Source organism: Butyrivibrio sp. WCD2001 (assembly GCF_000424485.1).
Classification (GTDB): domain Bacteria; phylum Bacillota; class Clostridia; order Lachnospirales; family Lachnospiraceae; genus Butyrivibrio.
The window spans coordinates 351,236-369,496 of the sequence record NZ_AUJZ01000004.1 but is presented as its reverse complement, the minus strand read 5'-3'; the positions used below and the strand labels follow the sequence as shown (position 1 = coordinate 369,496).

The 18,261-nt window shown below is 43.3% G+C and carries 14 protein-coding genes; 12 read left to right on the top strand and 2 right to left on the bottom strand.

The features are described 5' to 3' along the window. Positions 1–48: 48 nt before the first annotated feature. The 10 genes from G630_RS0104785 to G630_RS0104740 all read left to right on the top strand — a co-directional run bounded on the left by G630_RS0104785 (position 49) and on the right by G630_RS0104740 (position 14,002). Complete coding sequence (locus G630_RS0104785; RefSeq protein WP_022760745.1) at positions 49–1,110, top strand: type IV pilus twitching motility protein PilT; 1,062 nt, start codon at positions 49–51, stop codon at positions 1,108–1,110. Positions 1,111–1,520: 410 nt separating this feature from the next. Then, positions 1,521–2,903, top strand: a complete 1,383-nt coding sequence (locus G630_RS0104780) for an extracellular solute-binding protein (protein WP_026497915.1) — start codon at positions 1,521–1,523, stop codon at positions 2,901–2,903. A gap of 115 nt (positions 2,904–3,018) precedes the next feature. After that, on the top strand, positions 3,019–4,416 hold the full coding sequence (locus tag G630_RS0104775) for a carbohydrate ABC transporter permease (protein WP_022760743.1): 1,398 nt from the start codon (positions 3,019–3,021) through the stop codon (positions 4,414–4,416). Further along, positions 4,416–5,276, top strand: coding sequence for a sugar ABC transporter permease (locus tag G630_RS0104770; RefSeq protein ID WP_022760742.1), 861 nt, complete (start codon positions 4,416–4,418; stop codon positions 5,274–5,276). The genes G630_RS0104775 and G630_RS0104770 overlap by 1 nt, the downstream gene beginning before the upstream one ends. Before the next feature lie 39 nt (positions 5,277–5,315). Beyond that, a complete protein-coding gene (locus tag G630_RS0104765) occupies positions 5,316–6,317 on the top strand; it encodes a LacI family DNA-binding transcriptional regulator (RefSeq protein ID WP_242829904.1) in 1,002 nt (333 codons plus the stop codon). A 31-nt stretch (positions 6,318–6,348) separates the two neighbouring features. Further along, entirely contained in the window at positions 6,349–8,643 is a 2,295-nt protein-coding gene (locus G630_RS0104760) for a beta-galactosidase (protein WP_044958686.1), read from the top strand. Positions 8,644–8,888: 245 nt separating this feature from the next. Then, positions 8,889–10,271: a TldD/PmbA family protein gene (locus G630_RS0104755; protein ID WP_026497911.1), complete on the top strand. Its 1,383-nt coding sequence runs from the start codon at positions 8,889–8,891 to the stop codon at positions 10,269–10,271. Next, positions 10,271–11,569, top strand: a complete 1,299-nt coding sequence (locus tag G630_RS23365; RefSeq protein WP_049946092.1) for a TldD/PmbA family protein — start codon at positions 10,271–10,273, stop codon at positions 11,567–11,569. The genes G630_RS0104755 and G630_RS23365 overlap by 1 nt, the downstream gene beginning before the upstream one ends. A 43-nt stretch (positions 11,570–11,612) precedes the next feature. Continuing rightward, a complete protein-coding gene (locus G630_RS0104745; RefSeq protein WP_044958685.1) occupies positions 11,613–13,007 on the top strand; it encodes a sodium-dependent transporter in 1,395 nt (464 codons plus the stop codon). A 185-nt stretch (positions 13,008–13,192) separates the two neighbouring features. After that, positions 13,193–14,002: a YlmH/Sll1252 family protein gene (locus tag G630_RS0104740; RefSeq protein ID WP_044958682.1), complete on the top strand. Its 810-nt coding sequence runs from the start codon at positions 13,193–13,195 to the stop codon at positions 14,000–14,002. 72 nt (positions 14,003–14,074) lie between these two features. Here G630_RS0104740 and G630_RS0104735 read toward each other — a convergent pair whose 3' ends face one another. Continuing rightward, the gene (locus G630_RS0104735) at positions 14,075–14,719 is read right to left on the bottom strand and encodes a YkgJ family cysteine cluster protein (protein WP_022760735.1); all 645 of its coding nucleotides are present in this window, start codon (positions 14,717–14,719) and stop codon (positions 14,075–14,077) included. A 471-nt stretch (positions 14,720–15,190) separates the two neighbouring features. On the opposite strand from G630_RS0104735, the gene G630_RS0104730 reads away from it, so the two are divergent. Then, a complete protein-coding gene (locus G630_RS0104730) occupies positions 15,191–17,017 on the top strand; it encodes a carboxylesterase/lipase family protein (RefSeq protein WP_026497908.1) in 1,827 nt (608 codons plus the stop codon). Positions 17,018–17,190: 173 nt separating this feature from the next. Here G630_RS0104730 and G630_RS20730 read toward each other — a convergent pair whose 3' ends face one another. Beyond that, positions 17,191–17,538: a helix-turn-helix domain-containing protein gene (locus G630_RS20730; protein WP_044958680.1), complete on the bottom strand. Its 348-nt coding sequence runs from the start codon at positions 17,536–17,538 to the stop codon at positions 17,191–17,193. A gap of 467 nt (positions 17,539–18,005) precedes the next feature. On the opposite strand from G630_RS20730, the gene G630_RS20725 reads away from it, so the two are divergent. Continuing rightward, positions 18,006–18,212: an AAA family ATPase gene (locus G630_RS20725; RefSeq protein ID WP_196805751.1), complete on the top strand. Its 207-nt coding sequence runs from the start codon at positions 18,006–18,008 to the stop codon at positions 18,210–18,212. The last annotated feature ends 49 nt before the right edge of the window (positions 18,213–18,261 follow it).

The following is an 18,261-nucleotide window of genomic DNA, read 5'->3' as shown; positions in this document are numbered from 1 at the left end:
TTGACTTTTACTTCTCACATCTACAAGATAAAGATAGGAGGAAATGTCATGTCAAGGATTGATGATATTCTGAAAACAGCAAAGGAACATGGTGCATCTGATGTGCATATTACGGTTGGCATTCCGCCCAAGATGCGTGTGAACGGCAAGCTCATCGCGCTGGAGGGCTATAACAAAATGCTGCCGGATGATACCAGGGAAATAGCAGATACCATCATGAGCGTAAAGCAAAAGGAGCTTCTGGAAGCAAACGGACAGCACGATATGTCCTTTTCAATTATGGGACTGGGGCGTTTCAGGCTAAACGTTTTTAAACAAAGAGGCTCAATTGCCATGGCAATCCGCCTTGTTGAGACGACAATTCCGGATGCGGAAACTTTGGGTATCCCCTCATCTGTCATTAATCTGTATCAGAGGCAGAGAGGCCTTGTGCTTGTAACAGGTCCCACGGGATCAGGAAAATCCACAACGCTTGCCTCCATAATCGATATGATAAACAGCAACAGGGAAGCGCATATCATTACCCTGGAGGACCCTATTGAATTTCTGTATCACCATGATAAATCCATTGTAAACCAGCGCGAGGTTGGACTGGACAGTGACAATTATGCGAATGCGCTGCGCGCAGCCCTGCGCGAGGACCCCGATGTTATCCTTGTGGGAGAGATGCGTGATCTTGAGACCATAAGCACTGCGATTACCGCAGCGGAGACAGGCCACCTTGTTTTATCAACGCTTCACACGATCGGTGCCGCAAGCACAGTGGACAGAATTATTGATGTATTTCCTCCGCATCAGCAGCAACAGATCAGAATTCAGCTGGCGAACGTTCTTGAAGCTGTTATCTCGCAGCAGCTTATACCAACAATCGATGAGGAGGCGAGGGTAGCAGCTTTCGAAGTCATGCACGTCAATTCTGCGGTAAGAAACATGATTCGAGAAGGAAAAACACACCAGCTCATCACTATTATGCAGACAAACAGAAAGCTTGGCATGGTCACTATGGATGAAGCCATCATTGATCTGTGCAGAGCCGGAAAGATTTCAAGAGACAAGGCGATTCAGTACGCGCAGGATCCCGAAGTCATGCAGAATAAGATTTTGAGATAAGATCAAAATATTTGATATAAGGATAATTTGTTTAGGAAAAATACGGACGAAAACACTTTTAGAAAGCGTTTTCGCCCTTATTTTATGCGGTTTTTGCAAAACAGAGGGAACGAAAAGCCAGGATTTTAGGGGTAAAATGGCACTTCTGTACAAGCTTCATCCGTAAACTAAAAGAGGACATAAAGCTAATACTTATCAATGGTTTAGCGGTTGCGCAAAGCGCGCACCCTAAAACCACGACTTAATAATCGATTGTGCAAATTGTATAAGGAAAACGTTTTACGTTTGTTAAAAAATCCCCATTGACCACAACAATATACAGGATTACAATTACTTTCAGAACAACCGATTGCGCATATTGTTGCGCAATAGAAACCAAAACCATAGTTTCGGTAAATGGAGGAGAAGAAATGAAAAAGAAATTGGTATCAGTTATGTTGTCTACAGCAGTTGCTGCTACAATGCTTGCAGGATGCGGCGGCAGCGGTGCGGATTCAGCAGCAGACACAGCACAGAGTGTTGAAGATGCAGCCACGGAAACAGCAGATGCGGTTGAGGAAGCTGCAGGAGATGTTGCAGATGCAGCAGAGGACGTTGCAGAGGATGTTGCGGATGCAGTCGAGGAAGCAGCAGACGACACAGACTACGGCACAGGCGAGATCAAGGTATGGGTTGCTGATAACGTAGTTGATTTCACAAATGAGCAGATCGCAACTTTCCAGAGCGAGCATCCTGAATTCTCAGGCTACACATTTACAGTTGAGCCTGTAGGTGAAGGCGATGCAGCAGGTAACATGATCACAGACGTTGAGGCAGGTGCCGATGTTTATGCATTTGCTCAGGATCAGATCGCAAGACTTGTTACTGCAGGTGCTCTTGAAGAGGTTGAGGAGAGCAATGCAGAGGCAGTAAAGGCTGAGAACGATGCCGGTGCTGTTTCAGCAGCTACAGTAGGTGGCACACTTTATGCATATCCTATTACATCTGACAATGGTTATTTCCTTTACTATGATAAGAGCGTTGTAAGCGATCCTTCCACACTTGAAGGCATCGTTGCTGATTGTGAAGCAGCTGGCAAGAACTTCTACTGCGAGATCAACTCCGGATGGTATCAGACAGCATTCTTCTTCGGTGCAGGTGCTGAGCTTACATACGATACAGATGATGAAGGTAACTTTACAAAATGTAATTCTACATACGCTTCCGATGCAGGTGTTGTTGCACTTAAGGAGATCGCAGAGCTTGCTTCTTCCAAGTCCTTCCAGAATGGATCAGCAGCAGGTGAGGCTACAAACGTTGGTGCTATCATCGATGGTACATGGGATGCAGGAACAGTTAAGGATCTTTTCGGCGACAACTATGCATGCGCTAAGCTTCCTACATTTGAAGGCGCTGATGGCAAGAGCTATCAGATGAGCGGTTTCGGTGGCTTCAAGCTCCTTGGTGTTAAGCCTCAGCAGGACGACAACAAGCTTGCAGTATGTGATGCTCTTGCAGCATTTCTTTCAAGCGAAGACGTTCAGCTTGCAAGATACAATGCAGTAGGTTGGGGCCCTTCAAACCTCAATGCTCAGCAGTCTGATGAGGTTAAGGCAGACGAAGCACTTTCAGCTCTTGCAGAACAGCTGCAGTACACAATTCCTCAGGGACAGTATCCCGGCGAGTATTGGTCACTTGCTACATCACTCGGTGATTCAGTTATCTCCGGTGAGATCACAAAGGATTCTTCTGACGATGACTTCATGAAGGCTCTTGAGGATTTCCAGGCAACATGTGAAGGCTATGCTCAGTAATTTTTCATAAAACTGATATAAGATCCTAACTTCAGGCTCGGAATCACTATTGTTTCCGAGCCTGTCTTAGGATTTGGGAAGACTAGTTTGTTCTATAGATAAGGAGGCCGAAGGTATGGGAGGAGACGCGAATAATAAGAAAAAAAGCGGAGCGTCTTTGTTCTTTGAGGCTATCGGGAATGGCTTTAAGGAGATCGGAGTAACATTTGCACAGGGAGATATAAAGACAAAGCTCTCATTTATAATTCTCGGACTTGGTCCTATTTTAAGAGGACAATTTGTTATAGGAATTGCGCTTCTTCTGTGTGAAGTGCTTTTCTTCTGGTTTATGTTTGGATTCGGATGGCAATATCTGTCCAAGATAACAACTCTTGGTACAATCGCCACCAAAAAAGTTAAGAGAAAGACGGTTTATGGCGACAACAGCTTTCTTATTCTGCTGTTTGGAATACTCTGTGTTTTCGCTATAATCGCTCTGATTACAATCTGGTACATCAATATTAAGGAAAATCGTAAGGAAGAGCTGGCACTTAAGTCAGGGAAAAAACTTCCCACCAACGGCGATGCCCTTCGTTCCTTACTTGATAAGAATTTTGATAAAACACTTCTGGCACTTCCGGTAACGGGTGTGTTTGTATTCACTGTGCTGCCTATTGTTTTCATGATTCTGGTAGCCTTCACCAACTATGATAAAAATCACCAGTCACCTACCAATCTTTTCACCTGGGTGGGACTGGAGAACTTTAAAAACCTTGTTTCATTTTCAAAGAACGGACTTGGCCCCACATTCGTACAGGTTCTTCTTTGGACACTTATATGGGCTTTTCTTGCAACGTTCATTGATTACTTCCTTGGACTTGCTGTTGCAATTTTGATTAATAAAAAGGGCATAAAATTTAAAAAGCTCTGGAGAACAATTCTTGTCATGACAATTGCGGTACCTCAGTTTGTATCACTTTTGTATGTCATGAAAATGTTCGCGAACGATGGTCTTATCAACGGTTATCTGAAGAAGTGGGGATTTATACAATCCTACATCCCGTTCTGGACGGATCCCATGCTCGCCAGAATTACAATTATTGTGGTTAATATCTGGATAGGTATTCCGTACATGATGCTTATAGCTACGGGACTTTTGATGAATATTCCTGAGGATCTGTATGAGAGTGCGAAGATCGACGGTGCCAACGGATGGCAGATGTTCAGAAGTATCACACTTCCCTACATGCTGTTTGTAACAGGACCTTTCCTTCTTACACAGTACACAGGTAACCTCAATAACTTCAACGTCATCTACCTTCTTACTCAGGGAAAACCGCAGTCCATGAATCTTGCTGAGAGAGCAGGTAATACAGACCTTCTGGTAACCTGGCTCTATAAGATGACGGTTACGGATACCAACTATAAGATGGCAGCTGTTCTCGGAATCGTAGTATTTATTGTTACTGCAGTTGTCTCCCTTGTGGTTTACAACATGCTTCCGTCAGTAAGAGATGAGGAGGGCTTCCAGTGATGAAATCATATAAAACAAAAAGAACCGTAAGTAACGTTATCGGATATATCGTTCTTATTTTAATAAGTATTATCTGGCTGTTCCCCTTTGTGGGACTGGTGCTTCAGAGTTTCAGATCCTATTCGAACGAGTACGGCGGAATGGTTGATTATCTGGTGCCTCATACTTTTTCACTGGATAACTACAGATTCCTGTTCTCAGGGGAGACTAACTTTGTAAAATGGTATGCAAACACACTTATCATAGCTGTTTGTGTCACTATTTTTCAGACGATAATCATCCTCTGCGTAAGCTATGCGCTCTCAAGAATGAGATTTAAGGGCAGAACACTGCTCATGCGCTTCTGGCTGATTCTGGGAATGTTTCCGGGATTCCTCACAATGATCTGTCTGTACTTCCTTTTGAAGCAGTTCGGACTTACTCAGGCAGGTGCGGTACCCGGACTTATCCTTGTTTCTGTTGCCAGCTCAGGTATGGGTTACTACGTATGTAAAGGTTACTTTGACACAATTCCGAAAGCTCTTGATGAGGCTGCAAGAATTGACGGTGCTACAAGAGCAAGAATATTCTTTACAATGATTATTCCTATGTCAAAGCCAATCATTATCTACACCGCGCTGGTTGCATTCATGGCTCCCTGGTGTGATTACGTATTTGCATCCTATGTTGCTTTCGGTCATGACACCAGTTACAACGTTGCGGTAGCTATGACAAGATGGGTTTGGACCAACGACTATCAGGGATATTTCACAAGATTCTGCGCAGGCGGAGTACTTATTGCAATCCCTGTATTACTTCTGTTTATGTTTCTTCAGAAATACTATGTTGAAGGTGTAACCGGCGGTGCTGTTAAAGGTTAAGCAGAACTTTCTTATGAAAAATGGCAAGAACATATGACTATGAATAATGCAAAAAAAACAACCTTAGAGGATGTAGCGGCTGCCCTTGGAGTTTCCAAAACCACCGTTTCCAGGGCTATTTCGGGAAAAGGGCGTATAGGTGAAGCTACAAGGACCCGCATTCTTGAATACATTGATCAAAATAATTTCAGACCGAATGTCGTAGCAAAGAGCCTTGCTGAGAGCCGAACCTTCAGTATTGCTGTAGTCTGGCCGGGGGATTATTCTCTTGTGGATCTTTCGTTTTTTCAGAAGTGTCTTGTCGGAATGAGTGAAGTGACCAGCGGACACGGATATGATATTATCGTGTCAGTGGTCAGCGGCGATGACATGAGCAGCCTTAAGAGAATTATTGAAAATCGCAAGGTTGACGGTGTTGTTCTGACGAGAACTCTGATCTATGACAAGCCCGCAGAATACTTGCTAAAAAGCGGTGTTCCTTTCGTTGCAATAGGTGAATCACCGAATGAGAGAATCATCACGGTTGATAACGATCACTTTGATGCATGCAAGGAGCTCACCTCGATTATGATAGGAAAAGGGCACACTAAACTTGCTCTCCTCGGAGGATCAAGAAATCTTGTGATCACGAAGAAGAGATATGAAGGGTTTGCAGCAGCCTTTGCACAGACAGGGAAAAAGCTTGATGAGTCGCTGGTTTTCCTTGATCAGGGAAATGAACAGAAGATGACTGAGATAGTAAAGCGCCTGGCAGCCGAGAAGGTCGACGGTGTAATCTGTATGGATGATATGCTTGCTGCTTATGTGATAAGAATCTGCAGAACAGCAAATATCAAAATACCCGAGGACCTTAGACTCGCATCTTTCTACAACAGTACAACGCTTGAAAACTCTGTGGTTCCAGTTACGTCACTAAATTTTGACGACAGAAACCTGGGCGCTGTTGCAACAAGAATGCTACTGCGACTTATCGACGGCGAGAATGTCGAGAACCAGAAACTCAAGACCTACGAAGTAATAATGAAAGAGAGCACGAAGTAGTGCTCTCTTTACCTTACCCTAGGAGAATATTATGCTATTAAAAGATTCACAATTATCATTTAATACCATGTCACTTACCCTTGACGGAAAGGGCTTCTATCCCGTAATGGGTGAAATGCACTTTTCCAGATACAGGAACAGATATTGGGAGGAAGAACTCTGCAAAATGAAGAGCGGCGGTGTCTCTATCGTATCGCTCTACACAATATGGATTCATCACGAGGAAATTCGCGGTGAGTTCGATTTTAGCGGTGACAGGAATCTCCGAAAATTCCTTGGCACTGTTAAAAACGTAGGACTTAACTGCATCCTTAGAATAGGACCCTGGGCACACGGCGAAGCAAGAAATGGTGGTTTCCCGGACTGGCTTCTTGAGGATGCTAAAGAAAAAGGATACGAACTTAGAAGCAATGCGCCTGAATATCTTGAGCATGCGAGAAATTTTTATGAGCACATCTATGAGCAGGCAAAGGGATTTTTTCTGAAGGATGGCGGTCCTATCATCGGAGTGCAGATTGAAAATGAGTACGGACACTGCGGCGGTTTTGGCGGCGAGGAGGGTGAAAAGCACATGCGAACCCTTCGCGACATGGCTGTGGAAATTGGATTTGATGTTCCGATTTATACAGCAACCGGTTGGGGCGGCGCTGTTACAGGGGGCATGCTTCCTGTTATGGGCGGCTACTGTGAAGCACCCTGGGATCAGAGAACCACTGAAATCGAACCAAGCGGCAACTACATTTTTACCAAGGAAAGAAACGACCACAACATCGGGTCCGACCACGGACTTGGTGTCGGGATCACTTTTGATATGGATAAATTCCCCTATCTTACAGCTGAGCTCGGAGGCGGACTTCAGGTTACTCACCACAGAAGATGCATAGCGACCGGAACTGATACCGAGGCCATGAGCATGGTGAAGATGGGCAGTGGTGCTAATCTTCTTGGCTATTATATGTACCACGGCGGAACGAATCCTGAGGGAAAACTTACTACTCTTCAGGAGAGCAGGGAGACAGGATATCCCAATGATCTTCCGGTTTTGTCCTATGATTTTAATGCTCCTATTAAAGAGTACGGGCAGATGTCCGAGACCTACAGAAGGGTCAGAAGACTTTCCATGTTTACCGCGGATTTTGGAGAGGCACTTTGCGACATGCCATATATCCCGCAGCCCGGAAACCCGGATAAGCCGGATAACTCATCTGACCTTAGAACTGCTGTAAGGGCTGTGAAAAAGGACATAAACGGCGAAGAGCTGATGAGCGGATTTTTATTTGTGAACAACTATCAAAGAAGATATGAGCTCGAAGCTCATGACGCTATTACATTGAAAGCTCATGATGAAAACGGAAATGTGATAGCTGAGTTTGAAGAGCGGGATGTGAAAAACGGTGATTATTTCTTCTATCCCTTTAACATGCCGATTGGCTTTGATGCAGTTCTGAAGAAGGCCAACATGATTCCTCTTTGCATTCTTCATGATGAGAGAGGAAGAGAAAATGCATACGTTTTCTATGCGGATGAAAGAGACTCAGCTACAGCTGAGATAGAGGGTGACCTTGGAAGCATCAAAATCGTGACCTTAAGTAGCTATGAGGCTGAGCACGCAGTTAAGATAACCGATGAGCGAGGAGCCGAGCACCTGGTAATCTGCGAGTACGATGTTGTCGACAGGATTATCGGAAGCAACCGGAGAAGAAGCGGAGTGCTTGAAAACGGCAATCCGAACGGTTATGAGATTTATGCTGAGATTCCGTCTGATGGAAAAGAGCACACTGTTTCTTTCAGAGTGTGGCCGGATCTCGATGAGACACCTTCGGGATTTATCCATGACGATGCAGAGAATGTGTCAGATACCTACATGGTGGACAGCATGGATTTTGCGGATTACAGATATGTGGATTCGCTGCTTAATCCGGTAAAGGCTGAGATAAAAGAAGACGAAAAGGCATACCAGCTGAATGTTACCAGCATAGACGAAGAGATTGATGAAGTTTATCTTCATATAAAATATGCCGGAGATCGAGGAGAACTCTTTTCAAAAAGTGACATCGATATTTTCCACGAGGGAGAGCTGATCGCCGACAGTTTTTACACCGGACAGGACTGGGAGATAGGCTTAAAGCGCTTTATCGGTTCTGAAGGAAAAACTGAGCTGGAGGAGAGCTTTGAAGGCGAAGTGGTAATTCATCCGCTTTTCGAAGATCAGGAGATTTATCTTCAGGAATGGCCGCAGCTATCTGAAGAAGCAGAAGGTAAGAAGTGTGCCTGCAGAATTGATGCAGTAGGGAGCGTTGCACAGTTCAAGATAAAACTATGGTGATATGACAACAAAGACCGGATTATTTTATTATTTGTTGTTACTTGTAATAGCCATGCATGGTGGATTTTACCCACTGTGCATGGCACTTTTTTATGAAGGTGTTATTAGTCTTTGAGTCTTGTTCATTTTTTCCTATGCAGATTACTTTTATAATAGTAAAATAGTAATGCTGTGTTTAGCATTTTTTAATCTGTAAAAAACGCGGCACAAATTTGGGGGAAAAACAAAAAAACGGAGGAGAGTATATGCTAGAAGACATCTTATTGGGACAAAAAAGTCTCTTTGAGACCGGGGTTCAGACTGTTCTGAGAGGACAGGAAAACAGGTACAGAAAAATCGTTATACAAAACGGTAATCTTGTGGCAAATGAACGCTCAGAGGAGAGCGGAATCTGTGCCAGAGTATATTGTAACGGGGCTTACGGCTTTGCATCTACTGCGGAGTATTCTAAGGACGCTGCGGCAAAGACCATTAAGGCTGCAACTGAAAATGCAAAATATCTTGATAAGTTTAATTCCGAAAAGAAGAAAGCTTATCCCGAAGTTATCAGTTCTCATATAACATCACCCAGAATGATAATTGATTATGAGCAGAAAAAACTGGTGGACATCTGCAAGGAAATCGATGCATACATCGAGAAGACCTACTCGGATCTGCTTAGCAGAAGTGTAATTTATACGGAAGATACGATGGAGAAGATAATCGTTACTTCCGATGCATCGGACGGACATGTGGCTTATCCCAGATGTAGGATAATGGTCGAGTTCAGCATGAATTCAAGAGAAGGAAAACCGGTTGAACTTTTCAGAATGTTCTTTGGCTGCGGCCATGCAGGTGAGCATTTTGCAGATCTTAATCCTATATATGAAGGACTTGAGGATTTATATAAGAATATTAAAGCAAAGGCTGACGGTGTCTATGCCGAGGCCGGAGTTAAAACCGTAATTCTTCATCCTGATGTTGCAGGAATGATCGCACATGAAGCTGTGGGACATACTGTTGAGGCAGACCTTGTTGACGGCGGTTCGGTAGCCGGACCGAATTTCGGAAAACAGGTGGCATCAGAGCTTGTCAGCATTGTTGACTACGCTCATACAGCTTTTGGAGTGGACGCGCCCTTCCCGGTTTATCTTGACGACGAAGGCGTACCTGCAAAGGATGCGGTACTTGTTAAGGACGGAATACTTACAGGCTATATGCATGATCGTGAGAGCGCTCTTAAATATGGAGTTGAGCCCTGCGGTAATTCAAGGGGTTACACCTTTTCTGACGAGCCGCTTATCCGCATGAGAAATACGACTGTTCTTCCCGGAAAAGATAAGCTTGAAGACATGATTGCGTCTGTAGATGATGGTTATTATCTCGTGGGAACCGGTAACGGACAGGCTGACCTTACAGGTGAGTTCATGTTCGGAATAACCTGCGGCTATGAGATTAAAAACGGAAAGCTTGGAAGAGCTATCCTTGATACTACTGTTTCCGGTGTTGCTTTTGATATGCTGAAAACCGTTGATATGGTATCCGATTCCGTAATCTGGTGGAGCGGAACCTGCGGCAAAAAGCAGGCTATGCCTGTTTCAACCGGCGGACCGGCAATTAAGTGCAAAATAACGATCGGAGGTAGATAATGGCTAACTTATACGAAGTGTCGGATATAATTGCCGATTACATAAAGACTAAAGGTGACCTTAAAGCAGATTTCACTATCTATGAGACAGAGACAAATGAGATCACAATGAAAGACGGAAAGTTCACACTTTTCAGAACCATGTTTGATAACAATGTGTCTATCAAGGTAATCAAGGACCATAAGAAGGCATCCACAAGTATCAACAAGTGTGATAAGGAGAGCATTGAAAAGGCGATTGATGAAGTAATCGCATCAGCTGAAGCCGGAAGCCCCGATGAGGCATTCGACATTGCTCCTGGACTTGAACCTGCTTCGTTTACAAAAGGCGCACTTACTCCGGACATTGAGAAACTGATGGAGAGAACAAAGGAGCTTTCCGATGATATTGCCAGAGAGCATAAGAACATTATGCTTATCGAGATGTTTGCAAAGTATATCAGAGGGAAATCTATTTTCATAAATACGAACGGAACAAAAGATGATGTGGATTTCGGTTACTATATGATTGCTACCGAGTTCGCAGGAAATGATGGTGAGAACACCACAGGTGTTGCTGTTTCATATGCAGTGTTCGATAATCTGGACAGCAAACTTATCACTCTCGGAAGCATAGAGAAGGATCTGCAGGATGCAGAGAATTCACTTAATCCTATGAAAATCAGCGATAAGTTTGAAGGCGATGTAATACTCACACCCGGATGCGCATCTCAGATGCTTGGTGCTATAATCGGCAATACGGTTGTTGACCATACTCTTATTACAAAGACAAGTGTATGGCTTGATAAGCTCGGAGAGCAGGTTGCTTCGCCGCTTCTAACAGTTCGCTTCAATCCGTGGGATGAAAGAATTCTTGTCACAGAGGTTCATACATCTGATGGTTTCAGGTCAGAGGACTATAACCTTATTGAAAAAGGTGTTCTCAAAAGCTTTGCCGCAAGTCTGTATGCTGCAAACAAGTGTGGCGTAAAACGTGCGCCGAATTCATCCTTTAATACGGTGGTTGATGCCGGTGATACACCCTATGAAGATATGGTGAAGAGCATTAAGAGAGGCCTTATTGTGGGCTCTGTTTCTGCCGGATCACCGGGGGCAAATGGAGAAATGTCCGGTGTTGCCAAGAACGCTTTCTATGTAGAAAACGGTGAAATAAAAGGAGCTGTCATTGAGACCATGATAAGTGCTAATCTCTTTGAAATGCTTAAAAATATTCGTGCGATTTCGAAAGAACAGCTCTGCGACGGAAATATGGTTATGCCGAGCATTCTCGTCAAGAACGTGACGATATCCGGAAATTAATAAGCCTTCCCCCACTGGGGGAAGGTGTCAGCGTAGCTGACGGATGAGGGGATTTTTTGTTATTTTGGAGGTTGTTTTGAAGAAAAGGAGTTCATTTTCAGGTAAAGTTGGTTTTGTTTTGTCCGCTGCGGGCGCATCAGTAGGACTCGGAAATATATGGAGGTTCCCATATCTTTGTGCAAAATTTGGTGGAGGTATTTTCCTTCTCGTATATGTAATTCTGGCGCTGACCTTTGGTTACACCATGATCATGGCAGAGACTGCCATAGGAAGAGCTACGAAGAAGAGCCCCGTTGGTGCATTTGAAGCCTTGGGACATAACAAGCTGATGGATATCGGTGGCTGGATCAACGCTATCATTCCGATGCTGATCGTTCCCTATTATTCGGTTATCGGTGGCTGGGTATGCAAGTATCTGTTTGAATACTTTGTGAAAAGTCCTGCTGAAATCGCAGGTGATGATTTTTTTGTTAATTTCATTTCCAACGGAGTATCGGCAGAATTCTGGTTCATAGTTTTCTCGGTGCTGGTACTTGGCGTAATTTTTATGGGAGTTCGTAACGGAATAGAGAGAGTATCCAAAATAGTGATGCCTATTCTTGTTGTGCTTGCTGTAATTATCTGCGCATATTCTGTTACAAGACCGGGAGCAATAGAGGGTGTTAAATATCTGTTCATTCCCAATTTTGCGCAGTTTTCACTTATGACAGTGGTTACCGCGATGGGCCAGATGTTCTACTCACTTTCAATTGCTATGGGTATCCTCATCACTTTCGGATCCTATGTTAAAAAGGAAGTCAGCATCGACGAGTCCACAAGACAGGTTGAATTCTTTGACACCGCTATCGCAATCCTTGCCAGCCTGATGATCATCCCCGCTGTCTTTGCTTTTTCAGGCGGAGATCCGGAACACCTTAATAAGGGACCTTCGCTTATGTTTATCACCATGCCTAAGATTTTTGCGAGCATGGGAGTAGGTCGTCTCATCGGAATATTGTTCTTTGCACTCGTTCTTTTTGCAGCTGTAACAAGTGCAATTGCTCTTACAGAGAGTGCGGTTTCAACCTTCTCTGATGAGTTTAAATGGAGCCGTAAAAAGGGCACCGTAATTATGGCATTTATCATGCTTGTTCTCGGAAGCCTTTCATCACTCGGTAACGGCCCTCTTGCAGGTGTCACAATATTAAAAATGCAGTTCCTTGATTTCTTCGACTTCATTACCAATTCCGTAATGATGCCGATAGCTGCACTTGCAACCTGCATCCTTATCACAAAGTTTGCAGGCATCGAGCGCATCGAGGAGGAAGTAGAGCAGGACGGACATCCATTCAAGAGAAAGAAGACCTTCTCCTTTATGATCAAGTTCCTCTGCCCTGTTTTTGTAATCGTTATCCTCATTAGCGCCATCTTAAACGTATTTGGAATTATTCAGATGTAATTATGCCTTCCCCTTGGGAAGATGAATATTTATATGTAATTAAGCCTTCCCCCTTGGGAAGATGAATATTTATATGTAATTAAGCCTTCCCCTTTGGGGCGCACGACATCCGGGGGATGTCGGTTCTGCGCGGACCGGAGCGGAGCGGAGACAGGTGGCACGAAGTGCCGGATGAGGGGAACCGTATGGAAGAAAAATCAAAAGACTTCCTCGCAGGACGTCTTAAAGATCTCGCGACAAAAGCATATCAGAACAGTTTTCTCACCCACACAGATTTTTTATCGGTCTCCGAGCTGGCCAGCGTCTACCGTATATTTGCTTCGGAAGGCGTGCCCGCAAATGTGCATGAATATTGCGGATCAAAATATGTGGTATACGGCGGCTTCGAGGATGCCGAGAGAGCGATGGTTTGTTTTCTTCCGGACTATCTCGATGAAGAAAGCTTTCTGGCCGCAGAAAATGCAGAGCCCTCTGTTCTGAAATGCATTCACATAACACCGGTAAATAACAGGTTTTCGGACGATCTTACTCATAGGGACTATCTCGGATCACTGATGAATCTTGGTATCGAGAGGGACCAGATAGGAGATATTCTTACGGGAGAAAAAGAAGCCTACGTCTTTTCAACACCTGAAATCGGCGAGCTTATTTGTAAGGAACTGATCAGAATCAGACACACCTCAGTGAAATGTACGATGGTCAATCCTTCCGAATGTGAGATCAGACCGGCTTTTGAGGAGATAAGCGGAAGCGTGGCTTCGGAGAGAACAGACGCTATCGTAGCTTTTGTATATCATCTCTCAAGAGCCGAGGCGCAGAAGCTGATAGAAAGTGAGTCGGTTTTCATAGACGGGCGAACAGCCTACAGTGGTGGCTACGACCTCAAGGCAGGCTCAAGAGTTTCAGTCAGCGGCCACGGTAAGTTTATTTACCTGGGGCAGAGTGGCACCACCAGAAAAGGGCGATGCTACGTAAATGTGAAGTTGTTCGTTTAAATGTAAAATTAAAGCATCTGTTCTTAGCTTTTTGCTAAAGACAGATGCTTTTTTGAAATTCTACTCTTTTTATCAGGTTAATGCAGACAGTCTTTTCTCAAATTGTTCATAGAAATCCGAAGCTGTATCATAATCAGTCAGGAAGAAAATTTTAAGAAGTCCCATATTAACGGCTTTTAACTGTTCTTCCGGCATTTCGGGAGCTCTGTCGCCAATCCCTTTTATGAAGAAATGCCACTTATCAATATAGGCTTCATACTTTGAAAATTCCGGAGTATCTATCCATTTTTTTATCTTGATTTTAGACTGGCGCTCTTTTTTACATTCATTCACCTGAAGAAAATACCTGTGAGTTTCATTTTCATATATTCTTCCAAGTGGAAAAAGTCTGCATATTCCGGGACGGTGCGGATGTATACTGCATCGTCCTTCCGCATTCAGGAAAGAGCACGCATCATTTTCTCCCATTTTAAGGCAAGGGAGTATTATGCCATCAGCCACTCGAAGCTCGAGATTTTCTGCAAGCAGTTGCTCAAAAGACTTCCCAAGCCCTTTTTCCAATCTATACGCATCATAAGGATCCAGCGTTATGGAATCACCCATTCCGATGCAGCAGGCATGGCAGCCTTTGCAGTCACCGACATCAAGCTTAGCCATATCACCGGCGTCATAGATTTTTCCGTCTGAGATTTCTTTTATATCAACATTTCTTTTCATTACTAAGTACCTGTGGATTTCAGTTTTTATCTTATTATACAAGATTATATCTTTGATTTAAAAAGTCCTTTTCGCAAAATGCTTCGTTTTCCATGATTTGTTACCCTTTTTGCTTTGAATATGGCCTTCTTAAGGATGGATATTTCGCAAAATATTTAAATCCAACAGTTTGTTACTCTTTATCTTGGAAAATAGGAGTAACAAAATAATAAAAATGTCTTGATTGCGAAGAATATCCTTAAGAATTTCTTGAAAACAGGCTAAAAAGAGTAACAAAATGATATAAAGAGTATAATTGCGAAAAGAAGTATATGAAATTGACAAATAGGGGAAATTCATGTAAGGTATAGAAATAGATTGTGCGCAATCTAAATGCAAAATAGTAAAAAGAACTAATTTACAATCAGGATAATAGGGATATGGCAATAATTGGCCAGGTTCATTTAAATATTATTGAAAGGCAATTGAAATATGGCATACAGCATACTAATTGTAATAATCACAATACTTTATATACTTCTGCTTGAGCTCTCAAAGAACACCCTTCTTGGCTGGGCTGTTGGAATAATACTGGCAGCGGCATTGTTCTGCATCAGAATGTTCATGAAAAAGAGTGGCAAGTGGGATGTTCGCACTGCGATAGGAGCAGTAGTAATACTTCTTATGCTTTTTGCAGTAAACTATAAACTTACTTCACCCCCTGTAAAAAGAATTTCCGCAGTTACCTACAAAAATCCCGAGCAGACAGCGGTGATTCATGTGGCTCAGGGAGATATTTCAGGTGTTTATAATGAGGATCACAGTGCAGAGATTTTCGCCGGAATTCCCTATGCCAAGCCGCCTGTGGGAGACCTTAGGTGGAAGGAGCCGCAGGATCCGGATAGCTGGGCAGGGGTGAGGATTTGTGACACCTACGGCCCCATGGCAATGCAGCCAAGTTCTTCTGAACTTTACTCATCCTTGTCGCAGATACTTGGAACTAACGATTACAGATTTTCATTAACAGATCAGTACAGGGATGCTATGAGTGAGGACTGTCTGTACTTGAATGTATTCAGACCTGCGGATTATAGCGGTGAGCCGCTGCCGGTAGTTTTCTTTATTCATGGCGGTTCGCTCACAACAGGTCAGTCCTACTACACTGAATACCGCGGAGAGAGCTTTGCAAAGAAAGGGGTTATCCTTGTAAACTTCGCTTATCGTCTGGGTATATTGGGCTACATGGCAAATGATGAGTTGGCTGCGGAATCAGTGAACCATACGACAGGCGATTACGGACTCCTTGATCAGATAAAGGCACTGGAGTGGGTTCATGAAAACATCGGATCCTTTGGTGGTGACCCTGATAACATAACCATTGCCGGAGAATCTGCGGGATCTTCTTCAGTTCAGGCGCTGTGCGCATCACCGCTTACAAAAGGATTATTTGTAAGAGCTATTGCTGAGAGCAGCGGAATAGCAGCTAAGAAGCCCTACCACACCTTCAGAGATATGTCCGAGGCTCTGGAAACAGGAGATGAAATCTTGAAGGAGTTCGGCGCGAAAAATGTTGCAGAACTCAGGAAAATAGATGCGGAAAAACTTATTACGACAAAGACTCAGAACAGTGATATGTGTGTGGACGGATATGCGATTGCCGAGCAACCATACCTTACTTATGAAAAGGGCGAAAACCACGAGCAGGCGCTTTTAAACGGATCGAATCTAAAAGAGGCTGACGCATTTTTGCTTTCGACAAAGGCAACCTCTGAAAATTACGAGGAGATTCTGACGGATATACTTGGAGACTACGCAGGAGAGGCAGCAGAGCTTATTCCGCCCGGAGCCGTAGAAAGAGATAAGTATTTCATCATTGATCCCAAAGGGGATGCGAAGGGCAGCCTTAATTTCATATACAGTGATGCATGGTTTTCCTACAGCCACAATGTATGGAGCAGATACATGGAAGCACAGGGCAGGGATGTATACCAGTATTTCTTCACTAAGACGAATCCCTACCTTAGTAATAACCATGCGGGTGAGATGCCCTACGCTTATGGCAACCTGTTCTACCATCCGGGGATGTATAATGATAGTGACTACGAACTTTCAGAGATCATGCAGACCTACTGGACCAATTTCGCCAAGACAGGAGACCCTAATAAGGGAAGTGATTCTTCTGGAACAATAAACATACCCGAATGGCCAAAGTGGAATTCAGAGGAAGATAAACTCCTGGAATTTAATGATGAGATAAAGCTCATTGATAATCCATATCACGAGCTTAATAAGATTATTGATAAGTATCAGAATGAATGACTAAAGCCCTCCCCCTTTGGGGGCGCTCGACGTCCGGGGGACGTCGGCTTAGCGCGGACCGAAGCGGAGCGTAGACAGGTGTCTGCGCAGCAGACGGATGAGGGGACAAAAAAGCTCCTGCCGATATTCATCAGTGGCAGGAGTTTTTTCAGCTGCATACGCAGTTTATATAGTTACTGATTTGGTTTCTTTGGTCTCATGGACAATATTTTTTCAACAATCTCAAAAATCGCTCTCTGATCGTGAGCAGCTTCCTGCTCGATAAGCAAATAGGATTTCATAGCGTAGGAATCCTCTGCTGTATCAATTGTCTCTATATTCTTCATGAAATCAGACATTGAAATATCAAGAGCTTTTGTGATTTTATAAATAGTGTTGACGGAGGGAGTTTTTACACCCCTCTCAAGCTGACCGATATATGAAGGATGAAGATCGCTTTGCAATGCAAGCTCCTCCTGGCTAAGGTTCTTCTCTTTTCTGTAAAATCGAACACGGTTTCCAATCTCTTCGGTAATATTCATTCGAGTTCTCCTTTAAAATAGTATGTCGCATGCAGCCAATCTAATTACATACTAATAATACACATTTTCCTGAAATATATACTAGAGATTCATAAAAAACGGCTCAAATTACGATTGTGCCAATTATTGAACTATATATACAATGGATGCCATACTAGCGGAAGTTTTATTTGATGATTTAAGGAAGAAAGGCTATAATTTCCTTGTAAGATTTTATTTAGTAGCATAAATATATTTTACAGCAAAGACCAGGCTTTTCGAAGCCTGGTCTTTGTGTTAATCAAGACTTTTAGCACTACAAAGGGTCACCTCACTTAGTGCGACAGCCCCATTTTTCTTTACTACATTTTTTATATACTCAAAAAAATCATTTCACTAATCGTGCCGATTGCAGTAGTTATGCCTGTTTTGTATAATATTAGTGATTGCAGAAAAATGTGGATTATTACACCTGGAGGATAAAAACTGTGATTAGAAAATTGCCTGTTGGAATACAGGGATTTGTTAAATTAAGAACAGATAATTTCTTGTATGTTGATAAAACAGAATTAGTATATAAACTGGTGCATAATAATGTCCCTTACTTTTTGAGCAGACCCAGGCGCTTTAGAAAGGGCAATATCTTTTTTGCTGACAGGATGGGAAGAAACATACTGCATTTCAAAAGGAGATAATACCTTGTCCCAAAGGTTTAATAACCTTTTGAAAACAGCTGATGAAGGA

Excerpts from the sequence above, each read along its gene's own strand:
- G630_RS0104745 (WP_044958685.1), top strand. The coding sequence starts at position 11,613 with ATGAGGGGATTTTTTGTTATTTTGGAGGTTGTTTTGAAGAAAAGGAGT.
- G630_RS0104785 (WP_022760745.1), top strand. The coding sequence starts at position 49 with ATGTCAAGGATTGATGATATTCTGAAAACAGCAAAGGAACATGGTGCA.
- G630_RS0104755 (WP_026497911.1), top strand. The coding sequence starts at position 8,889 with ATGCTAGAAGACATCTTATTGGGACAAAAAAGTCTCTTTGAGACCGGG.
- G630_RS20730 (WP_044958680.1), bottom strand. The coding sequence starts at position 17,538 with ATGAATATTACCGAAGAGATTGGAAACCGTGTTCGATTTTACAGAAAA.
- G630_RS0104780 (WP_026497915.1), top strand. The coding sequence starts at position 1,521 with ATGAAAAAGAAATTGGTATCAGTTATGTTGTCTACAGCAGTTGCTGCT.
- G630_RS0104770 (WP_022760742.1), top strand. The coding sequence starts at position 4,416 with ATGAAATCATATAAAACAAAAAGAACCGTAAGTAACGTTATCGGATAT.
- G630_RS0104760 (WP_044958686.1), top strand. The coding sequence starts at position 6,349 with ATGCTATTAAAAGATTCACAATTATCATTTAATACCATGTCACTTACC.
- G630_RS0104730 (WP_026497908.1), top strand. The coding sequence starts at position 15,191 with ATGGCATACAGCATACTAATTGTAATAATCACAATACTTTATATACTT.
- G630_RS0104775 (WP_022760743.1), top strand. The coding sequence starts at position 3,019 with ATGGGAGGAGACGCGAATAATAAGAAAAAAAGCGGAGCGTCTTTGTTC.
- G630_RS0104765 (WP_242829904.1), top strand. The coding sequence starts at position 5,316 with ATGAATAATGCAAAAAAAACAACCTTAGAGGATGTAGCGGCTGCCCTT.
- G630_RS0104740 (WP_044958682.1), top strand. The coding sequence starts at position 13,193 with ATGGAAGAAAAATCAAAAGACTTCCTCGCAGGACGTCTTAAAGATCTC.
- G630_RS0104735 (WP_022760735.1), bottom strand. The coding sequence starts at position 14,719 with ATGAAAAGAAATGTTGATATAAAAGAAATCTCAGACGGAAAAATCTAT.
- G630_RS23365 (WP_049946092.1), top strand. The coding sequence starts at position 10,271 with ATGGCTAACTTATACGAAGTGTCGGATATAATTGCCGATTACATAAAG.